At 73.2% G+C, this 17210-nt stretch carries 12 protein-coding genes; 7 read left to right on the top strand and 5 right to left on the bottom strand.

What is annotated here, in order from left to right; translation table 11 throughout:
- Nucleotides 1-10: 10 nt before the first annotated feature.
- The gene (locus ABEB09_RS17125; protein WP_345690797.1) at nucleotides 11-205 is read right to left on the bottom strand and encodes a hypothetical protein; all 195 of its coding nucleotides are present in this window, start codon (nucleotides 203-205) and stop codon (nucleotides 11-13) included.
- A 268-nt stretch (nucleotides 206-473) separates the two neighbouring features.
- Between ABEB09_RS17125 and ABEB09_RS17120 the strand changes: the two genes are divergently transcribed.
- Nucleotides 474-1463 (top strand): pirin family protein, encoded by a 990-nt coding sequence (locus tag ABEB09_RS17120; RefSeq protein ID WP_345690796.1) that lies wholly within the window; start codon nucleotides 474-476, stop codon nucleotides 1461-1463.
- Here ABEB09_RS17120 and ABEB09_RS17115 read toward each other — a convergent pair.
- Nucleotides 1452-3395 carry a hypothetical protein gene (locus tag ABEB09_RS17115; RefSeq protein WP_345690795.1) on the bottom strand — a complete coding sequence of 648 codons (1944 nt, stop codon included), beginning with the start codon at nucleotides 3393-3395 and terminating at the stop codon, nucleotides 1452-1454. The genes ABEB09_RS17120 and ABEB09_RS17115 overlap by 12 nt on opposite strands.
- A gap of 251 nt (nucleotides 3396-3646) precedes the next feature.
- On the opposite strand from ABEB09_RS17115, the gene ABEB09_RS17110 reads away from it, so the two are divergent.
- A complete protein-coding gene (locus ABEB09_RS17110) occupies nucleotides 3647-4738 on the top strand; it encodes an AI-2E family transporter (RefSeq protein ID WP_345690794.1) in 1092 nt (363 codons plus the stop codon).
- Here the strand turns inward: ABEB09_RS17110 and ABEB09_RS17105 are convergent.
- Nucleotides 4663-6789, bottom strand: a complete 2127-nt coding sequence (locus tag ABEB09_RS17105; protein WP_345690793.1) for a SpoIIE family protein phosphatase — start codon at nucleotides 6787-6789, stop codon at nucleotides 4663-4665. The genes ABEB09_RS17110 and ABEB09_RS17105 overlap by 76 nt on opposite strands.
- A 181-nt stretch (nucleotides 6790-6970) precedes the next feature.
- Here ABEB09_RS17105 and aspS point away from each other — a divergent pair, with 181 nt between their 5' ends.
- Both aspS and ABEB09_RS17095 read left to right on the top strand, forming a co-directional pair.
- On the top strand, nucleotides 6971-8758 hold the full coding sequence (gene aspS / locus ABEB09_RS17100) for an aspartate--tRNA ligase (protein ID WP_345690792.1): 1788 nt from the start codon (nucleotides 6971-6973) through the stop codon (nucleotides 8756-8758).
- 174 nt (nucleotides 8759-8932) lie between these two features.
- On the top strand, nucleotides 8933-9718 hold the full coding sequence (locus ABEB09_RS17095) for a L,D-transpeptidase family protein (RefSeq protein ID WP_345690791.1): 786 nt from the start codon (nucleotides 8933-8935) through the stop codon (nucleotides 9716-9718).
- Nucleotides 9719-9774: 56 nt separating this feature from the next.
- On the opposite strand, the gene metG is transcribed toward ABEB09_RS17095, so the two are convergent.
- Nucleotides 9775-11382, bottom strand: a complete 1608-nt coding sequence (gene metG / locus ABEB09_RS17090) for a methionine--tRNA ligase (RefSeq protein ID WP_345690790.1) — start codon at nucleotides 11380-11382, stop codon at nucleotides 9775-9777.
- Between the two features lie 124 nt (nucleotides 11383-11506).
- On the opposite strand from metG, the gene ABEB09_RS17085 reads away from it, so the two are divergent.
- Both ABEB09_RS17085 and ABEB09_RS17080 read left to right on the top strand, forming a co-directional pair.
- Nucleotides 11507-12160 (top strand): response regulator transcription factor, encoded by a 654-nt coding sequence (locus ABEB09_RS17085; protein WP_345690789.1) that lies wholly within the window; start codon nucleotides 11507-11509, stop codon nucleotides 12158-12160.
- Complete coding sequence (locus ABEB09_RS17080) at nucleotides 12157-13344, top strand: sensor histidine kinase (protein ID WP_345690788.1); 1188 nt, start codon at nucleotides 12157-12159, stop codon at nucleotides 13342-13344. The genes ABEB09_RS17085 and ABEB09_RS17080 overlap by 4 nt, the downstream gene beginning before the upstream one ends.
- Here ABEB09_RS17080 and ABEB09_RS17075 read toward each other — a convergent pair.
- Nucleotides 13305-14861 (bottom strand): VWA domain-containing protein, encoded by a 1557-nt coding sequence (locus tag ABEB09_RS17075; RefSeq protein ID WP_345690787.1) that lies wholly within the window; start codon nucleotides 14859-14861, stop codon nucleotides 13305-13307. The two genes, ABEB09_RS17080 and ABEB09_RS17075, sit on opposite strands and share 40 nt — an antisense overlap.
- Nucleotides 14862-15140: 279 nt before the next feature.
- On the opposite strand from ABEB09_RS17075, the gene ABEB09_RS17070 reads away from it, so the two are divergent.
- The gene (locus tag ABEB09_RS17070; RefSeq protein ID WP_345690786.1) at nucleotides 15141-17195 is read left to right on the top strand and encodes a PhoX family protein; all 2055 of its coding nucleotides are present in this window, start codon (nucleotides 15141-15143) and stop codon (nucleotides 17193-17195) included.
- The last annotated feature ends 15 nt before the right edge of the window (nucleotides 17196-17210 follow it).

The following is a 17210-nucleotide window of genomic DNA, read 5'->3' as shown; positions in this document are numbered from 1 at the left end:
CACGGCCTCTTCACGGCCGGTGCCCGAGCCGTGCGGCCCGCTGTGCCGCCGCCTTCGCCTCCGCCCTGCGGAAGACCTCCTCGGCCCACTCCTCCACCTCCGGCCCGGGAGGGCCGACCTCCGCCTCCACGGCCGCGCTCACGTACGCCGAGAAGCCGCGCTTGCCGACTCGGGCCTTCACTGCGGGGATGCGTTCCGCCGGCATAGAGACGCCGACCTTCCCGGCAAGGGCCTTGGGCGGGGAGCTTCCGGGGTCGCGCGCGCAGGATCGGCGGCCGTTGCCGGTCGCACGGGACAAGGCCGAGTGGCCCGGTGGCGCCGACTCGCAGCGGGAATCGGGCGCGAGCCCGCAGTGGACACCGGCGCAGGGGAATGCGGACCGGCCTCCCCGTGTTCCCCCTGGCAGGAAGTTCAGGATTCAACTATTCTGAGGGTGCGCCGGAAGGCGTCGTCCCGTTCCCGTGGAGGTCCGCATGCCTGCCGTAACCGTCGAGAACCCGCTCACCCTGCCGCGCGTCTCCGCGCCCCTCGACGTGCCCGCGCGCAAGGTGCTGGCCGTGACCACCGCGCCCAGTGGGCTGGAGGGCGAGGGGTTCCCGGTGCGCCGGGCCTTCGCGGGGATCAACTACCACTACCTCGACCCGTTCATCATGATGGACCAGATGGGCGAGGTGGAGTACGCGCCCGGTGAGCCCAAGGGCACCCCCTGGCACCCCCACCGCGGCTTCGAGACCGTCACGTACCTCATCGACGGCACCTTCGTGCACCAGGACTCGAACGGCGGCGGCGGCACCATCACCAACGGCGACACCCAGTGGATGACCGCCGGCGCCGGCCTCCTGCACATCGAGGCCCCGCCGGAGTCGCTGGTCATGTCCGGCGGGCTGTTCCACGGCCTCCAGCTGTGGGTGAACCTCCCCGCCAAGGACAAGATGAAGGACCCCCGCTACCAGGACATCCGCGGCGGCTCCGTCAAGCTGCTCACCTCGTCCGACGGCGGCGCCCTGCTCCGCGTCATCGCCGGTGAACTGGACGGGCACGAGGGCCCCGGCATCACCCACACCCCGATCACGATGGTCCACGCCACGCTGCGCCCCGGGTCCGAGGTGACCCTGCCCTGGCGGTCCGACTTCAACGGGCTCGCGTACGTGCTCGCCGGGCGCGGTGCCGTCGGCGTCGAGCGGCGGCCGGTCCACATGGGCCAGACCGCCGTCTTCGGCGACGGCGGGTCCCTCACCGTACGGGCCGACGAGAAGCAGGACGGGCACACGCCCGACCTGGAGATCGTCCTCCTGGGCGGGCAGCCCATCCGGGAGCCGATGGCGCACTACGGGCCGTTCGTGATGAACACGTACGACGAGCTGAAGCAGGCCTTCGAGGACTTCCAGGCCGGCCGGCTGGGCCGCATCCCCGCCGTCCACGGGATGAGCGAGGGCGGCGGCGTGCCCGGCTCAGGGCAGTAGGACCGAGAGCGCCGAGACCAGCGCCTCCCCCGTCTGCTGGACGGCCGTGCCGGCGACCAGCGCGGGGATCGAACGGACGGCCGTCCGGAGCGCCGGGGCCGAGGCCTCGGCGCCCGGGTCCGCCAGCGAGGCCTCGACCACCGCGGCGCAGTCCCGCGCCGCCTCCGGGTCCGGCAGCTCCGCGGCGCTCCGCTCGACCTCGGCACGGAACGCCGCCAGCAGGGCGACGACGTCCTCGACCGCCGACGCGCGCCCGCCCGTGCCGGTCGCCGTACCGGTCTGGGCGAGGTGCGAGAGGCTGCGGCCGGTGGCCTGCTGCACCGGGCCGTTGTTGTCGCGGCCGATGCTGATGCCGGCTTGGGGCACCGCCGGTCGCGGCGCGGAGGGCGGCTCGGTGCCGTCGGCCCGGAGCACCGCCGGCCGTGGCGCGGGCGTCGGCGGTGCGGAGGTCGGCTCGGTGCGCTCCGGCATGGTCGCTCCTTCGTCCTGGTGGGGCAGGAGGTCCGCGACGCTCTGGGACGCCTCCTCGACGACCTGCCCGGCGATGATCTGAATCGGTGCGTGGTTGTCCCCGGCCACCCGGATGTTGTTGATCACGGCACGGGTCGTGTCCGTGAACGCCTCGGTACGGAAGCCGTGTTCGGCCATGACGGCCTCGACGGTGCCGAGCACGGACGCCTGCAGAAGAGCGAGGTGCCGTTCGGCGTCCGCCTTCTGGTGGAGGTCCTCCAGGCCGGGCCGCGAGAAGCTGTCACGCAGGCTCACGGGGCCCTCCGGTGGCGGTACGGCCTGGGACTCCGGGTCCCTCTTCCGTACGCGCCGCCACAGCTCCTGCCCCAGCACACGCGCGCCCCGCAGGCCCGTGACGGCCATCGGCCCGGGCCGCGCCCACTCCGGCGGCAGCGCCCGCAGCGGGGTCGTCACCTGCGGGCGCAGGGTCAGCCGCAGCTCCCCGGCCTGAAGGGCGGCGTGCACGAAGAGGCTCACGACGACGTGGCCCGCCCAACTCGCGGACTCGGCCCGCAGGTACGTACGTCCCGGACCGCCCAGGCCCAGGCCCAGGCCCGGCACCGCCCGTCCCCGGGCCCGCTCGCGGCGGCGTCCCCGCCCGTTGCGCTCCAGCCACAGGTCGACCGGCAGGGCGACGACCCGGGACACCGACAGGTCCGGCAGGGGGGCGGTCGCCGTGTACGCCGGGTCCCGTGGACCCGCCTGGGCGGTGAGCGCCGTGAGGCCCGTGCCGATACGGTCCAGCAGCTCCGCCTCGTCGAGCGGGCGCGCCGGCCGCCCCGGGTCCGCGGTCCGCAGCGGCACCCGGACCTCGACCGCGCGCCGCACATCGCGGCCGGCCCCGATGAAGCGGCCCTCCCTGTCGTACGGCAACTCCGCGCCGCCCTCCGGGGCGTGCCCCGACGGCCGGACCGACGACCGCGCGGCGCGGGCCACCAGCGCGTCCGCCGCGTACACGACCACCACGACGGCGATGACGACGCCGGGCAGGATCACGATCCCCCTCCACAGCGGGAGCAGGTGGTCGTCGCGCTGCGTCGCCACCAGGGCGTAGGCCCACAGGCCCACCAGGGGTGTCGCGGCCCAGGCGGAGCCCGACGGCCCGAGGCACCACGCCAGGAACAGGGCGGCCGCCCAGGCCGCCATGGGACCCGCCGCCCCTACGGCGAGCGCCCCGAACGCCAGGACCAGCGCGGCGCGGCGCGCGAGGCGGATGCGGTGTGCCCGTCGGCTGTGGGCGACGACGAGCCCCAGGTCCACGCCGTAGGACGGGACCGGGTGTGCCCGGCCGTGCCGGAGGTGGGAGATCACCCAGGTGGCGGCCGGTTCGCCCCAGGGGGCGCAGCCGTGGTGTCCGGGGGTGGGGCAGGGGCCGGCGTGGGTGGGGCGCGCGTACAGGGCGCGGCAGATCTGCTCGGTCACGCTTTCGGGTGACGGCGGTGTCCGCTCCCCATTCGTCGTGGGCCGAGCTGTCGTCCGTCGCATCCGTTGCCCCCCGTCCGCCACATTCGTTCCAGCATCTTGGCGCCGGTGGCGCGATGGGGCCAGGTGTCGGGCGTCATCGGCGCGTCGGGTGCGGGTGCGGGACCGGGAGCACGGCTGACGGGGTGTCACCCCGTGGTGGCGCCCGGAAGGCGGGCCGTCCACGGCCGTGGTGGGGTGGGGGCGTGGTCATGTCGCTGCTGCCTCCGCCCGTGCGGCGGCTTGCCGCCTGGTGCGTCGTCGTGCTGCTCGTCGCCGCCGTCGTGGGGGTGGGCGTCTGGCTGTGCCGGCTGTTCCAGACGGCCGTCACGCCCGTACTGCTCGCGCTGCTCGGTACGGCGCTGCTGGGGCCGCTGTACCGGCGGCTCGTCGCGCTGCACGTCCAGCGGTCGCTCGCCGCCGGGCTGACCTGCGCCGCCGTCGTCGCCGTCGTCGGCGGCGCCACCTACGTCGTCGTCGCCGCCCTCGTCGACACCGGCGAACAGATCGCCGCCTCGCTGCGGCGCGCCGCCCAGGACCTGTCCGCGTACTTCGGCGCCGCCGGCACCTCCCTCGACGACCTCGCCGCCAACGGCCGCCAGTACCTGGAGAAGTTCGGCGGGACCGCGGCGACCGGGGTGATCAGCGGGATCAGCGTCGTCGGGCAGATGATCGCGATGGCCGTGCTGGCGCTGTTCCTCGTCTTCTTCTTCCTGCGGGACTCGGGGCGGGCGGTACGGGCCATGCGTTCGCTGGGGTCCGAGTCGACGGGCGACATGGTCGAGGCGATGGCGCGGCGGGCGTTCGAGGCCGTCGAGGGGTTCATGCGCGGGACGACCTTCATCGCGCTGATCGACGCCGTCCTGATCACCGTCGGGCTGCTGGTGCTGCGCGTGCCGGGGGCGGTGGGGCTGGGCGCCCTCGTCTTCGTCGGCGCCTACATCCCGTACCTGGGCGCCTTCGTCTCCGGGGCCGTCGCCATCCTCGTCGCGCTCGCCGACCGGGGCGTGGCCATCGCGGTGTGGGTGGTCGCCGTCGTCCTGGCCGTGCAGGTGCTGGAGGGGCACGTGCTGCAGCCGGTCATCCAGAGCCGTACCGTCCAGATGCACCCGGCCGTCGTGATGCTGGCCATCACCGCGGGCGCGTCGGTCGCCGGGATCCTCGGGATGCTGCTCGCCGTCCCGCTCACCGCCGCCGCGTTCGGCGTCCTCGGCGAACTGCGGCGGCACTACGCCACGGCGTCCCCCGAAGGGCCGCCCGGCGCGGGGCCGCCGGCCGCCGGGACCTCCGCGCCGTCCTCGTAGAGCTCGAACCAGATCGTCTTGCCCTCGCCGCGCGGGTCCACGCCCCAGGCGTGCGCCAGCAACTCCATCAGGACCAGGCCGCGCCCCGAGGACGCCATCTCGCCGGGCCTGCGCCGGTGCGGCAGCTCGTCGCTGGCGTCCGCCACCTCGACGCGCAGCCGCCGCGTCCCGTGGTCGCCGCTCGCCTCGGCCACCAGCAGGGCGTCCCCGTCGGTGTGCACCAGCACGTTCGTGACCATCTCCGACACCATCAGGACCGCCGCGTCGACCTGGTCCTCGTCCGCCCAGTCGTGCAGCAGCTCCCGCAGCCGCTGCCGCGCCGCCGCGATCCGCTCGGGCTCCGCCTGGGCCACGCTCATCGCCGTACGCCGCGGCGGCGCCACCAGCCGGGCGGGCTCGGCCGTACGGGACAGCAGCAGCACCGCGATGTCGTCCTCGCGGCGGTCGGCGAGCGGGCCCGTCGTGTGGTGGGAGCCCGGCCCGTGCACCGCCTGCACCAGGGAGTCGGCGAGCGCGTCCAGCGTCTCCGCCCCCGGCTCGTACGCCTCCAGCAGCTTGCGGACCCGGATCCAGCCGGTGTCCAGGTCGTGCCCACCGGTCTCCAGCAGCCCGTCCGTGCAGATCATCAGGGTCTCGCCGGGCTCCAGCGTCAGCCGCGTCGTCGGATAGTCGGTGTCCGGCACGATGCCCAGCGGGAGCCCGCCGTCCGTGGGTCTCAGCAGGACCGTGCCGTCCGCCATGCGGATCGCCGGGTCCGGGTGGCCCGCCCGCGCGATGTCGAGCGTGCCGGTCGCCGGGTCGACCTCCAGGTACAGGCAGGTCGCGAACCGCGCCGCCCCGTGGTCGTCCTCCGTCATCCCGTACAGGAACCGCGACGCCCGCGACAGCACCGCGTCCGGCCGGTGGCCCTCGGAGGCGTACGCGCGCAGGGCGATCCGCAGCTGGCCCATCAGGCCCGCGGCCCGCACGTCGTGGCCCTGCACGTCACCGATGACGAACGCGATCCGGCCGCCGGGCAGCTGGATCATGTCGTACCAGTCGCCGCCGACCTGGAGGCCGCCACCCGTCGGCACGTACCGGGCCGCCACCTCCATGCCGGGGATCGCGGGGCCCAGCACCGGCATCATCGCCCGCTGGAGGCCCAGCGACAGCTCCCGCTCCGACTCGGCGACCCCGGCGCGCGTCAGGGCCTGCGCCAGCATGCGGGCCACGGTCGTCAGGACGGACCGCTCGTCCGGAGTGAAGCCCACCCGGTACTTGAACGCCGCCATCCACGCGCCCATGGTGCGGCCCGCGACGATCAGCGGCAGGAACGCCCACGACTCGCGGCCGAAGCGCTGCGCCAGCGGCCAGGTCGCCGGGTAGCGGTCGCGGTAGTCGTCCGGCGTCGGCAGGTAGATCGCGCGGCCCGTGCGCACCACCTCGGCGGCCGGGTAGTCCGTGTCGAGGGCCATCTCCGCGAAGGGGCCCTCGTCGCCCGCGCTGTGCCCGTGGTGCCCGATGATCGTCAGCCGGTCGCCCGCCACGCCGAACACCGCGAGCCCGTCCGGCGAGAAGCCCGGCATCGACAGCGACGCCGCGACCCGCAGCACCTCGGCCGTCGACCGGGCCTCGGCCAGCGCGCGCCCCGCGTCCAGCAGGAACGCCTCCCGGGAGCGGCGCCATTCGCCGGTCACCGGGGTCCGCGCCGCCGTGCCGGGCTGGGGCTCGGCGACCTCCTGGAGCGTGCCCACCAGCCGGTAGTCCGTGCCGTCGACCATCGGCTTGGAGCGGCTGCGGACGGTACGGAGGACCCGGCCGCTCTCGTCCATGATCCGCAGCCGGGCCTCGGCGAGGGTGTCCTCGGCGACGGCCAGGCTCACGATGCCGTCGATCTCGTTCCAGTCGACGGGATGAAAACGGGAGCGCACCGCCCCCTCGGTCAGCTCCACCGGCTCCGCGGGCAGCCCCAGCAGCCGGGCGGCCTCCGCGTCGAGCGAGACGATCCCGGATGCGTTGTCCCAGCGCCACAGGCCGGTTTTGATCGCGGCCAGGACGTCCTCGGTGCGCATTGCCCCACTTTAAGAAGATGGGACGATCAGACGCCACTGTGCGGACCGTGTGACCTGGACCGCATCGGGAGCCCTCGGGAGGGCTCCCGCGGGGACGGCGAAGAGGAAAAGTGGTCTTGGGGCGGGACGGTAACCTTGACGGGTCGAGCCATACCCACCACCCAAGACTGGATGAACGACGATGCATCGGTACAGGTCCCACACCTGCGGCGAGCTCCGCGCCTCTGACGTCGGCACCGACGTCCGGCTGAGCGGCTGGCTGCACAATCGGCGCGACCTGGGCGGCATCCTCTTCATCGATCTGCGCGACCACTACGGCATCACGCAGCTCGTCGCCCGGCCCGGCACCGCCGCGTACGAGGCGCTCGACAAGCAGACCAAGGAGTCCGTCGTCCGCGTCGACGGCAAGGTCGTCTCGCGCGGCGCGGAGAACATCAACCCCGACCTGCCGACCGGTGAGATCGAGGTCGAGGTCGCCGAGGTGGAGGTGCTCGGCGCCTCCGCCCCGCTGCCGTTCACCATCAACACGGACGACGGCGTCAACGAGGAGCGCCGCCTGGAGTACCGCTTCCTCGACCTGCGCCGCGAGCGCATGCACCGCAACATCATGCTGCGCACGGCCGTCATCTCGGCGATCCGCCAGAAGATGGTCGCCCTCGGCTTCAACGAGATGGCCACGCCGATCCTCACCGCGACCTCCCCCGAGGGCGCCCGTGACTTCGTCGTGCCGTCCCGCCTCAACCCGGGCAAGTTCTACGCGCTGCCGCAGGCGCCGCAGCAGTTCAAGCAGCTGCTGATGATCTCGGGCTTCGACCGGTACTTCCAGATCGCGCCCTGCTTCCGCGACGAGGACGCGCGCGCCGACCGCTCGCCGGGCGAGTTCTACCAGCTCGACATCGAGATGAGCTTCGTCGAGCAGGAGGACGTCTTCCGGCCGGTCGAGCAGCTCATGACCGAGCTGTTCGAGGAGTTCGGCGGCGGCCGCCACGTCACCTCGCCCTTCCCGCGGATCCCGTTCCGCGAGGCGATGCTGAAGTACGGCTCCGACAAGCCGGACCTGCGGGCCCAGCTGGAGCTGGTGGACATCACCGACGTCTTCGCCGACTCCGAGTTCAAGGCGTTCGCGGGCAAGCACGTACGTGCCCTGCCCGTGCCGGACGTCGCCGGCCAGACCCGCAAGTTCTTCGACGCCCTCGGGGAGTTCGCGGTCGAGCACGGCGCGAAGGGCCTGGCCTGGATCCGCGTCGCCGACGACATGTCGTTCAGCGGCCCGATCGCCAAGTTCCTCACCGAGGAGAACATCAAGACGCTCGTCGAGCGCCTCGGCCTCAAGCCGGGCCACGCGGTGTTCTTCGGCGCGGGCGACTTCGACGAGGTCTCCAAGATCATGGGCGCGGTCCGCGTCGAGGCCGCCAAGCGGGCCGGCCACTTCGAGGAGGGCGTCTTCCGCTTCTGCTGGATCGTCGACTTCCCGATGTACGAGAAGGACGAGGAGACCGGCCGGATCGACTTCTCGCACAACCCCTTCTCGATGCCGCAGGGCGGCCTGGAGGCCCTGGAGACCCAGGACCCGCTGGACATCCTGGGCTGGCAGTACGACATCGTCTGCAACGGCGTCGAGCTGTCCTCCGGCGCCATCCGAAACCACGAGCCGGACATCATGTTCAAGGCGTTCGAGATCGCGGGCTACGACCGTGAGACGGTCGAGCGCGAGTTCTCCGGCATGCTCAAGGCCTTCCAGTACGGCGCCCCGCCGCACGGCGGCATCGCCCCCGGCGTCGACCGCATCGTCATGCTCCTCGCCGACGAGCCGAACATCCGCGAGACCATCGCGTTCCCGCTGAACGGCAACGCGCAGGACCTGATGATGGGCGCGCCGACGGAGCTGGACGAGGCGCGGCTGCGCGAGCTGAACATCGCGCTGCGCAAGCCGGTCGCCGACAAGTCCGACAAGGACGCCAAGAAGTAGGGCGACACACCGAAGGGGAAGGCCCCGGGACCTCGCGGTCCCGGGGCCTTCCCCTTTCGGGCGCGTCCGGCTCCACCCGTACGGCGGGGCAACCGGTACCGACCGCCTCCGCGTTGACAGTGTGTGAAGCACGCCGCCACCCCCTTACCCGGCAGCACGGAAAGGCCCTCACACATGCCTGCCTCCCGCCGTCCGCGGCTCCTCGCGGCCGCGACCCTTCTGCTCCTGCCGCTCACCGCCTGCGCGGACCCCACGGGCGCGCGCGAGGGCGGGCCCCGGACAGCGCCCCCAGCGGTACGGGACGACCGGGGGCCCGCCGCCCACGGCGCGCCCGCCACACCCGTCGCCCCACCCGCCGCGCCCGTACCGGCGCGGATCCCCGGCCTGGGCCCGGAGACCCGCGCCGCCATCCCGCGGGACAGCCGCCAGGCCGTCGTGGTGCGGGGCGACGCCCCCGACTCCGACACGTCGACGTTCACCCTGTACGAACGGCACCCCACCGAAGGCTGGCAGCAGGTGTCCGACCCGTGGCCCGCGCACAACGGGGTCAAGGGCTGGACCGGCCACCACGTCCAGGACGACCTGCGCTCCCCGATCGGCGTCTTCGGCCTGACCGACGCGGGCGGCCTCCTGCCCGACCCGGGCACGAAGCTCCCGTACGACCAGGGGGACGGCTTCACCGCCACGGGCACGGGCACGATGGGCGAGCCGCTGGCCGGGTCCTTCGACTACGTGGTCGCCATCAACTACAACCGCAGGCCCGGTACGACCCCGCTGGACTGGACCCGCCCCCTCGGCGAGCACCGGGGCGGCGGCATCTGGATCCACGTCGACCACGACGGGCCCACCCAGGGCTGCGTCTCCCTGACGAAGCCCCATATGAGGGAACTCCTCCAGTGGCTGGACCCCGCGCACCGGCCGGTGATCGTCATGGGGGACGTGACGTCGCTGGGGCGGTGAACGCGAAAGGCCCCCCACGCGGAGCGTGAAGGGCCTTCGCCGTGCCAGGGGACGGATTACGCCTTCTTCGGCTCCTCCAGGCGCGGGAACAGCACCGCGCCCTTCGTCACCGTGGCGCCCGCCGAGAGCTGGCCCCAGCGGCCGGCGTCACCCATCGGCTGGGCCGCCAGGGCGCCCAGGACGGGCTCGGCGCCCAGCGAGTCCCACAGCTTCTGCGACGACTCGGGCATGACCGGGTTCAGCAGGACGGCCACCGCGCGCAGCGACTCGGCCGCCGTGTAGAGGATCGTCGCCAGACGGGCCCGGCCCTCCGGGGACTCGTCCTTGGCGACCTTCCAGGGCTCCTGCTCCGTGATGTAGCCGTTGACCTGCTTCACGAAGTCGAAGACCGCCAGGATGCCGCCCTGGAAGTCCACCTCCTCGCCGATCTTCCGGTCGGCCTCGGCGACGGCCTTGGCCAGGCCGTCCTGGACCGCCTGCTCGGCCTCACCGGCGGCCGTGGCCTCCGGCAGGGCGCCGTCGAAGTACTTGCCGACCATCGCGGCGACCCGGGAGGCCAGGTTGCCGTAGTCGTTCGCCAGCTCGGAGGTGTAGCGGGCGGTGAAGTCCTCCCACGAGAACGAGCCGTCCTGACCGAACGCGATGGCCCGCAGGAAGTACCAGCGGTAGGCGTCCACGCCGAAGTGCGCGGTCAGGTCCTGCGGCTTGATGCCCGTCAGGTTCGACTTCGACATCTTCTCGCCGCCGACCATCAGCCAGCCGTTCGCGGCGACCTTCCCCGGCACGGGCAGGCCCTGCGCCATCAGCATCGCCGGCCAGATGATCGCGTGGAAGCGCAGGATGTCCTTGCCGACGAGGTGCACGTCCGCCGGGAACGTCGACTCGAACTTCGCCTGGTCGGCGCCGTAGCCGACGGCCGTGGCGTAGTTCAGCAGCGCGTCCACCCACACGTAGATGACGTGCTTGTCGTCCCACGGGATCGGGATGCCCCAGTCGAACGTGGAACGGGAGATCGACAGGTCCTGGAGGCCCTGCTTGACGAAGTTCACGACCTCGTTGCGGGCCGACTCCGGCTGGATGAAGCCCGGGTTCGCCTCGTAGAACTCCAGCAGCTTCGGGCCGTAGGCGGAGAGCTTGAAGAAGTAGTTCTCCTCCTTGAGGATCTCCACCGGCTTCTTGTGGATCGGGCAGAGCTTGGTGCCCTGCTCGTCCTCGATCAGGTCCCCGGGGAGCTTGTACTCCTCACAGCCCACGCAGTACGGGCCTTCGTACCCGCCCTTGTAGATCTCGCCCTTGTCGTACAGGTCCTGCACGAACTCCTGGACGCGGTCCGTGTGCCGCTTCTCCGTCGTCCGGATGAAGTCGTCGTTCGCGATGTCCAGGTGCTCCCAGAGGGGCTTCCACGCCTCCTCGACGAGCTTGTCGCACCACTCCTGCGGGGTGACGCCGTTCGCCTCCGCGGTGCGCATGATCTTCTGACCGTGCTCGTCCGTGCCGGTGAGGTACCACACCTTCTCGCCGCGCTGACGGTGCCAGCGCGTGAGCACGTCGCCTGCGACGGTCGTGTAGGCGTGGCCCAGGTGAGGAGCGTCGTTGACGTAATAAATGGGGGTCGTGACGTAGAACGCCTTCGCCCCCTGCTTCTCGGATCCAGTGGCCGCCATGGGCGAAATCCTAACGGCCCGCCGAAGCTGCCCTCACCCGCGTTTCACGGTGCGGATGGGGCGGCGGCGGCCGCAGTCCCGGCCCGAAAGATCCCGGAAACATCCCCTGCGGTAGACAGGGGGCATGCGGGTACTGGTCGCCGAGGACGAGAAGACGCTGGCGGGCTTCGTCACCACCGGGCTGCGGAGGGCCGGCTTCGCCGTCGACACCGTCCACACCGGTGACGCCGCGCTCGCCCTTCTGGAGCTGTACGACTACGACGTCGTGGTCCTCGACCGCGACCTGCCGGGCGTGCACGGCGACGACGTGGCCCGGTGGCTCGTCGGCTCCGCGGCCCGCACCCGGATCCTGATGCTGACCGCGTCCTCCGGTGTGGAGGAGCGGGTCGCCGGCCTCGACCTGGGCGCCGACGACTACCTGGGCAAGCCCTTCGAGTTCCCCGAGCTGGTCTCGCGCGTCCGGGCCCTGCGGCGGCGCAGCGCCCGGCCGGTGCCGCCGCTGCTGGAGCGGCACGGGATCCGGGTGGACACCGTGCGGCGCACGGCCGAGCGGGACGGGCGGGACCTGGGGCTCTCCCCCAAGGAGTTCGCCGTGCTGCAGATCCTGCTGGAGGCCGACGGGGCCGTCGTCTCCGCCGAGGAGCTGCTGGAGCGCGCGTGGGACGCGCACGCCGACCCGTTCACGGGGGCCGTACGGGTGTGCATGAGCAAGCTCCGCGCCAAGCTGGGCGAGCCGGGACCGATACGGACGGTGCAGGGCGTGGGGTACGCGCTGTGAGCGGTGGGCCCGGGACCGGGGCCGGCATCGGCGCCGGGTCGACCATTCGCACGCGGATCGCGCTCGTCTTCGGGGGCGTCTTCCTCGTGCTCGGGGGCTTTCTGCTCGGCGTCGTCAATCTGCTGGCCCGCGCCGGTACGCGCGACGAGGCCCGCGCCATCGCCGAGCGGGCGGGCCTCGGCACCGGGGGCTTCGCCGTCGACCCCGCGTACGAGCTGACCGACACCGTCAGCCGCGCCGCATCGCAGCAGCTGCTCGTCTGGTCCGGCGGCGCCCTGCTGATCATGACGCTGTGCGCGGTCGTGGTCGGCTGGTGGACCGCCGGGCGGGTGCTGCGGCCCGTGCACGACATGACCGCGCGGGCCCGGCGGCTCTCCGAGCGCACCCTGCACGAGCGCATCGCGGTGCGCGGGCCCGACGACGAGCTGAAGGAGCTGGGCGACACGATCGATGCGCTGCTGGGACGGCTGGAGAAGGCCTTCGACAGCCAGCGGCGGTTCATCGCCAACGCCTCGCACGAACTGCGCACCCCCCTGGCCACGCAGCGCACGGCCGTGCAGGTCGGGCTCGACGAGACGGACCCGCCGTCCGGCGAGCAGCTCGCCGCCGTGAAGCGCGTCCTGCTGGAGAGCAACCGGCGCAGCGAACGGCTGATCGACGGCCTGCTGCTGCTCGCGCGCGGCGAGCGCGGCCTGGACGAGCGGGAGGACGTCGACCTGGGCGAGGTCGTGGCGGAGGAGTGCGGCCGGTACGGGGTGGGCGCGGCGGCCGTGGCGCCGGGCGGTGTCGTGCGCGGCAACCGGCAGCTGCTGGCCCAGCTGACCGCCAACCTGCTGGCCAACGCCGTCGCGTACAACGTGCCGGGCGGGACGGTGGACGTCCGGGTGGAGGGCGGGGTGCTGACCGTCGCGAACACGGGGCCGCTGGTGGCCGCGTCGGAGGTGCCGGGGCTGTTCGAGCCGTTCCGGCGGGGCGAGGGGCGGGACCGGACGGGGCCGGGGGCGGGGCTCGGGCTGTCCATCGTGCGCTCGATCGCGGAGGCGCACGGGGGCACGGTCGCCGCCGTGCCCGGCGGGGCGGGCGGGGGCCTGGTCGTCACCGTGCTGCTGCCGGTGCACGACCAGGCCCCGCCCGAGGGCCGGGATCAGGCCTCCGGCCGCCAGGAGGCGAGGACCTCGCGGTAGAAGCGGGCGTGCGGGATCTCGCGCGGGGCGGGGCCCGCGTGGAAGAACCCGGCGTTGTCGACGCTCAGCTTGCGCAGGTAGTCGAACGCCTTGTTGTCCTCCTCGCCGAACGCCACGAACTGCCAGAACACCGGCCTGCCGGTGGCCGCCGCGTCCGCCAGCGCCTGCGTGGCGGCCGTCTTCGACTCGGGGGCGCCGTCGGTCTGGAACAGCACGAGGGCGGGGCGGTCGGCCCCGGCCTTCTCGTGGTGGGCCAGGACCTCCGTGATGGCGCGGTCGTAGTTGGTGCGGCCCATGCGGCCGAGGCTGTTGTGCAGCTCCTCGACGCGGCCGTCGACGTCGTCGAGGGTGACCTCGCCGGTGCCGTCGATCTCGGTCGAGAAGAACACGACGGGCACGGTCGCGGCCTCGTCCAGGTGCGCGGCGAGGCCGAGCGCCTGCTCGGCGAGGTGCTGGGCGCTGCCGTCCTTGTAGTACGGGCGCATGGAGCCGGAGCGGTCCAGCACCAGGTACACGGTGGCCCGCGTCCCGATGAGCCCACGCTTGCGCAGTACGGCGCCGGCCGCCTTGTACGCGTCGACGACGGGCTCGGTCGCCCGGGACTTCACCCGGGCGAGGGTGAGGGCGGGCTTGGCGGGGTCGGCGGTGGCGGGCGCGTCGGTCGAGGCGTCGGCCTCGGCGGCCGAGGCCTCCGACTGCGCGTCCGGCTGCGCGTCCGGCTCGGGGGCGGGCGCGTCGGCGTCGGCAGCGGCTACGGCGAGGGGGGCGGCGGGCTCGGCAGTGGCGGGTTCGGTCGCGGGGGCGTCGGCCGCGGCGGGCTCTTCCGCCTCGGCGGCGGGCTCGGAGGCGGGCACCTCGGTGGCGACAGCCGCGGCGGCCGGCTCGGCAGTCGGCTCGACGGCCGGCTCGGCAGTCGGCTCGGCAGTCGGCTCGGCAGCCGGAAGGGCGTCGGCGGTGGCCTCGGGCGCTTCGTCGGCGGCGGCCGGCTCGGGCGCGGCGGTGGCGGCCGCCGGGGCATCCGGCTCGTCTGTGCGGGCGTCGGTCCCGGCGGCAGCCGCGACGGGGGCCTCGGTCGTGGCGGGCTCATCGGCCGGCGTGGCGGCGGCCGCAGGCTCGGCACCCTCCGGCGTCGGCTCGGCGACGATCGCCACCGCGGGCGCCTCCTCGGCGGCAGCCTGCTCGGCCGCAGTCGCCTCGGCCGTGGGGGCCGGGGTCTCGGCCTCCTCAGCGCCCGGGGTCTCCGCCTCGCGGGCCGGGGGCACGGTCGTGCGGCGGGGCTTCGGGTTGTCGAAGGACGCCGCCACCAGCTCGGCGGCGATCTTCTCGGGGGCCGGGTGGTCGAGTTCGTCCGTGCGTTCAGCCCGGGACGGGGCCGCCGGGGACGGGACCGTCGCCGCCGGCTCGTCCTGGGGCACCGTGCGTTCCGCCTGGGGCGGGACGGAGGGGGTGGTCGTCGACTCTTCACGCTCCGCGCGGTCGCGTCCGAACACCTTGCGCAGCAAGCTCCGAATGCCCATGGGCCATGGCCTTTCGCATATTGGGTGCCGTATATGTCCGTACTGCTGGGAATCAAGAGGAATCATCCCTGGCCTGGGCGGACACGTAAGGTTAGCCGCCCCGAGTCGCGCCGAAAGGCAAGGCCCATTCGCACCAACATCGGCCCGGTCCCATGGGATTCATCCCTCGTTCACCCCGGCGCCGCCGACCCGCACACGAGCCGACCTAACGTCGCCGCCGAACGGAATTCCGACACCATGTCGGACGGATCGGCGCGGAGTGCGCCGGAGGAGGATCACGTGCGCAAGCTCCTGCCGCTACTGGGCGTCCACGGGGGCGGCCGCTCCGCCCTGACCTGCCGTTACCGCTGTGGTGACGCGTGCTTCCACGAGGTGCCCAACACGAGCGACAACGAGTACGTCGGCGACGTCATCGCCGGTGCCCTCTCGCGCCGTTCGATGATGCGCGCCGCCGCCGTCGTCACCGTGGCCACCGCCGCGGGCGGCGCCGTCGTGGGCGCGGCCGCCCCGGAGGCGCACGCGGCGGACTGGCACAAGGACCCGAAGCCCGGCGCGGCCGCCGCCCGCGGGGCCCGCGGCCTGCGCTTCGCACCGGTCGCGCCGAACACCGCCGACCAGGTCACCGTCCCGGCCGGCTACACCCAGAACGTGGTGATCCGCTGGGGCGAGCCCATCCTGCGCGGCGCCCCCGCGTTCAACCCGGACAAGCAGACCGCCGCCGCGCAGGCCGGACAGTTCGGCTACAACAACGACTTCCTGTCCCTCCTGCCGCTGCCCGGTGAGCCCGGCCGTCAGGTACTCGTCGCCAACCACGAGTACACCGACGAGACCCTGATGTTCCGCGGCTACGACCCGGAGAACCCCACGCGCGAGCAGGCCGAGATCGCCTGGGCGGCGCACGGCCTGTCCGTGGTCGTCGTGCAGGAGGAGGCCCGCAGCGGGAAGCTGACCGCCGTGACGCGGCACCCGCTCAACCGCCGCCTCACCGCCACCGGCGAGTTCCGCCTGACCGGCCCGGCCGCCGGCAGCGACCTGCTGAAGACGTCCGCCGACCCGACCGGCACCAAGGTCCTCGGCACGCTCAACAACTGCGCGGGCGGCACCACCCCGTGGGGCACCACGCTGCACGGCGAGGAGAACTTCAACCAGTACTTCGCCAACGGCTCCAGCGCCACCGACAAGCGGTACGGCATCGGGACCGGCGCCACCGAGCGCAAGTGGGAGCGGTTCGACAAGCGCTTCGACGCCAAGCAGGAGCCCAACGAGTCCCACCGCTTCGGCTGGGTCGTGGAGCTCGACCCGTACGACCCGGACTCCACGCCCCGCAAGCACACCGCGCTCGGCCGCTTCAAGCACGAGGCCGCGCAGCCGCGCCTCACCGAGGACGGCCGCCCCGTCGTCTACATGGGCGACGACGAGCGGTTCGACTACTTCTACAAGTTCGTCTCCAGCAAGCGGATGAAGAAGGGCACCTCGCGGGCGGTGCGCGAGCACAACCTGTCGCTGCTCGACGAGGGCACGCTGTACGTCGCCAAGCTGACCGGCGACTCCCCGGCCGCCGAGGTCGACGGCACCGGCAAGCTGCCGAACGACGGCGAGTTCGACGGTTCCGGCGTGTGGATACCGCTCGCCACCGGCGACGTCTCGCACGTCCCCGGCATGACCGCCGACGAGGTGTACGTCTTCACGCGCCTCGCCGCGGACAAGGTCGGCGCCACCAAGATGGACCGCCCCGAGGACGTCGAGCCCTCCCCGCGCACCGGCCGGGTGTACGTGGCGCTGACGAACAACTCGCAGCGCGGGACCGCCGGCAAGCCCGGCGTCGACGAGGCCAACCCGCGGGTCAAGAACAAGCACGGCCAGATCCTGGAGCTGGCCGAGCACTGGGACGACCCGGCGTCCGACGGGTTCGCCTGGCGGCTGTTCCTCGTCGCGGGCGACCCGGAGGACCCGGCGACGTACTTCGCGGGCTACCCGAAGGAGAAGGTGTCGCCGATCTCCTGCCCGGACAACGTCGCCTTCGACCCGCACGGCAACCTGTGGATCTCCACCGACGGCAACCAGCTGGGCTCCCACGACGGCCTGTTCGGCGTGGCCACGCACGGCGAGCGGCGCGGTGAGCTGAAGCAGTTCCTGACCGTCCCGGTCGGCGCCGAGACCTGCGGCCCGATCATCCAGGACCGCAGGGTCCTCGTCGCCGTCCAGCACCCGGGCGAGGTCGACGGGGCGACCGTCGAGAAGCCCGCTTCGGCCTGGCCCGACGGCCCGGGCAAGCTGGTCCGCCCGTCCGTCGTGGCCGTCTACCGCAAGGACGGCGGCAACATCGGCGTCTGACCGCCGTCGGTCGGG

It is taken from the genome of Streptomyces coeruleoprunus (genome assembly GCF_039542925.1).
GTDB lineage: Bacteria > Actinomycetota > Actinomycetes > Streptomycetales > Streptomycetaceae > Streptomyces > Streptomyces coeruleoprunus.
This window is presented reverse-complemented; position numbering and strand designations above follow the sequence as displayed.

What these genes read in the sequence shown, in the direction of transcription:
- ABEB09_RS17125 (WP_345690797.1), bottom strand. Translation starts at nt 205, where the DNA reads ATGCCGGCGGAACGCATCCCCGCAGTGAAGGCCCGAGTCGGCAAGCGC.
- ABEB09_RS17120 (WP_345690796.1), top strand. Translation starts at nt 474, where the DNA reads ATGCCTGCCGTAACCGTCGAGAACCCGCTCACCCTGCCGCGCGTCTCC.
- ABEB09_RS17110 (WP_345690794.1), top strand. Translation starts at nt 3,647, where the DNA reads ATGTCGCTGCTGCCTCCGCCCGTGCGGCGGCTTGCCGCCTGGTGCGTC.
- ABEB09_RS17105 (WP_345690793.1), bottom strand. Translation starts at nt 6,789, where the DNA reads ATGCGCACCGAGGACGTCCTGGCCGCGATCAAAACCGGCCTGTGGCGC.
- aspS (WP_345690792.1), top strand. Translation starts at nt 6,971, where the DNA reads ATGCATCGGTACAGGTCCCACACCTGCGGCGAGCTCCGCGCCTCTGAC.
- ABEB09_RS17095 (WP_345690791.1), top strand. Translation starts at nt 8,933, where the DNA reads ATGCCTGCCTCCCGCCGTCCGCGGCTCCTCGCGGCCGCGACCCTTCTG.
- metG (WP_345690790.1), bottom strand. Translation starts at nt 11,382, where the DNA reads ATGGCGGCCACTGGATCCGAGAAGCAGGGGGCGAAGGCGTTCTACGTC.
- ABEB09_RS17085 (WP_345690789.1), top strand. Translation starts at nt 11,507, where the DNA reads ATGCGGGTACTGGTCGCCGAGGACGAGAAGACGCTGGCGGGCTTCGTC.
- ABEB09_RS17075 (WP_345690787.1), bottom strand. Translation starts at nt 14,861, where the DNA reads ATGGGCATTCGGAGCTTGCTGCGCAAGGTGTTCGGACGCGACCGCGCG.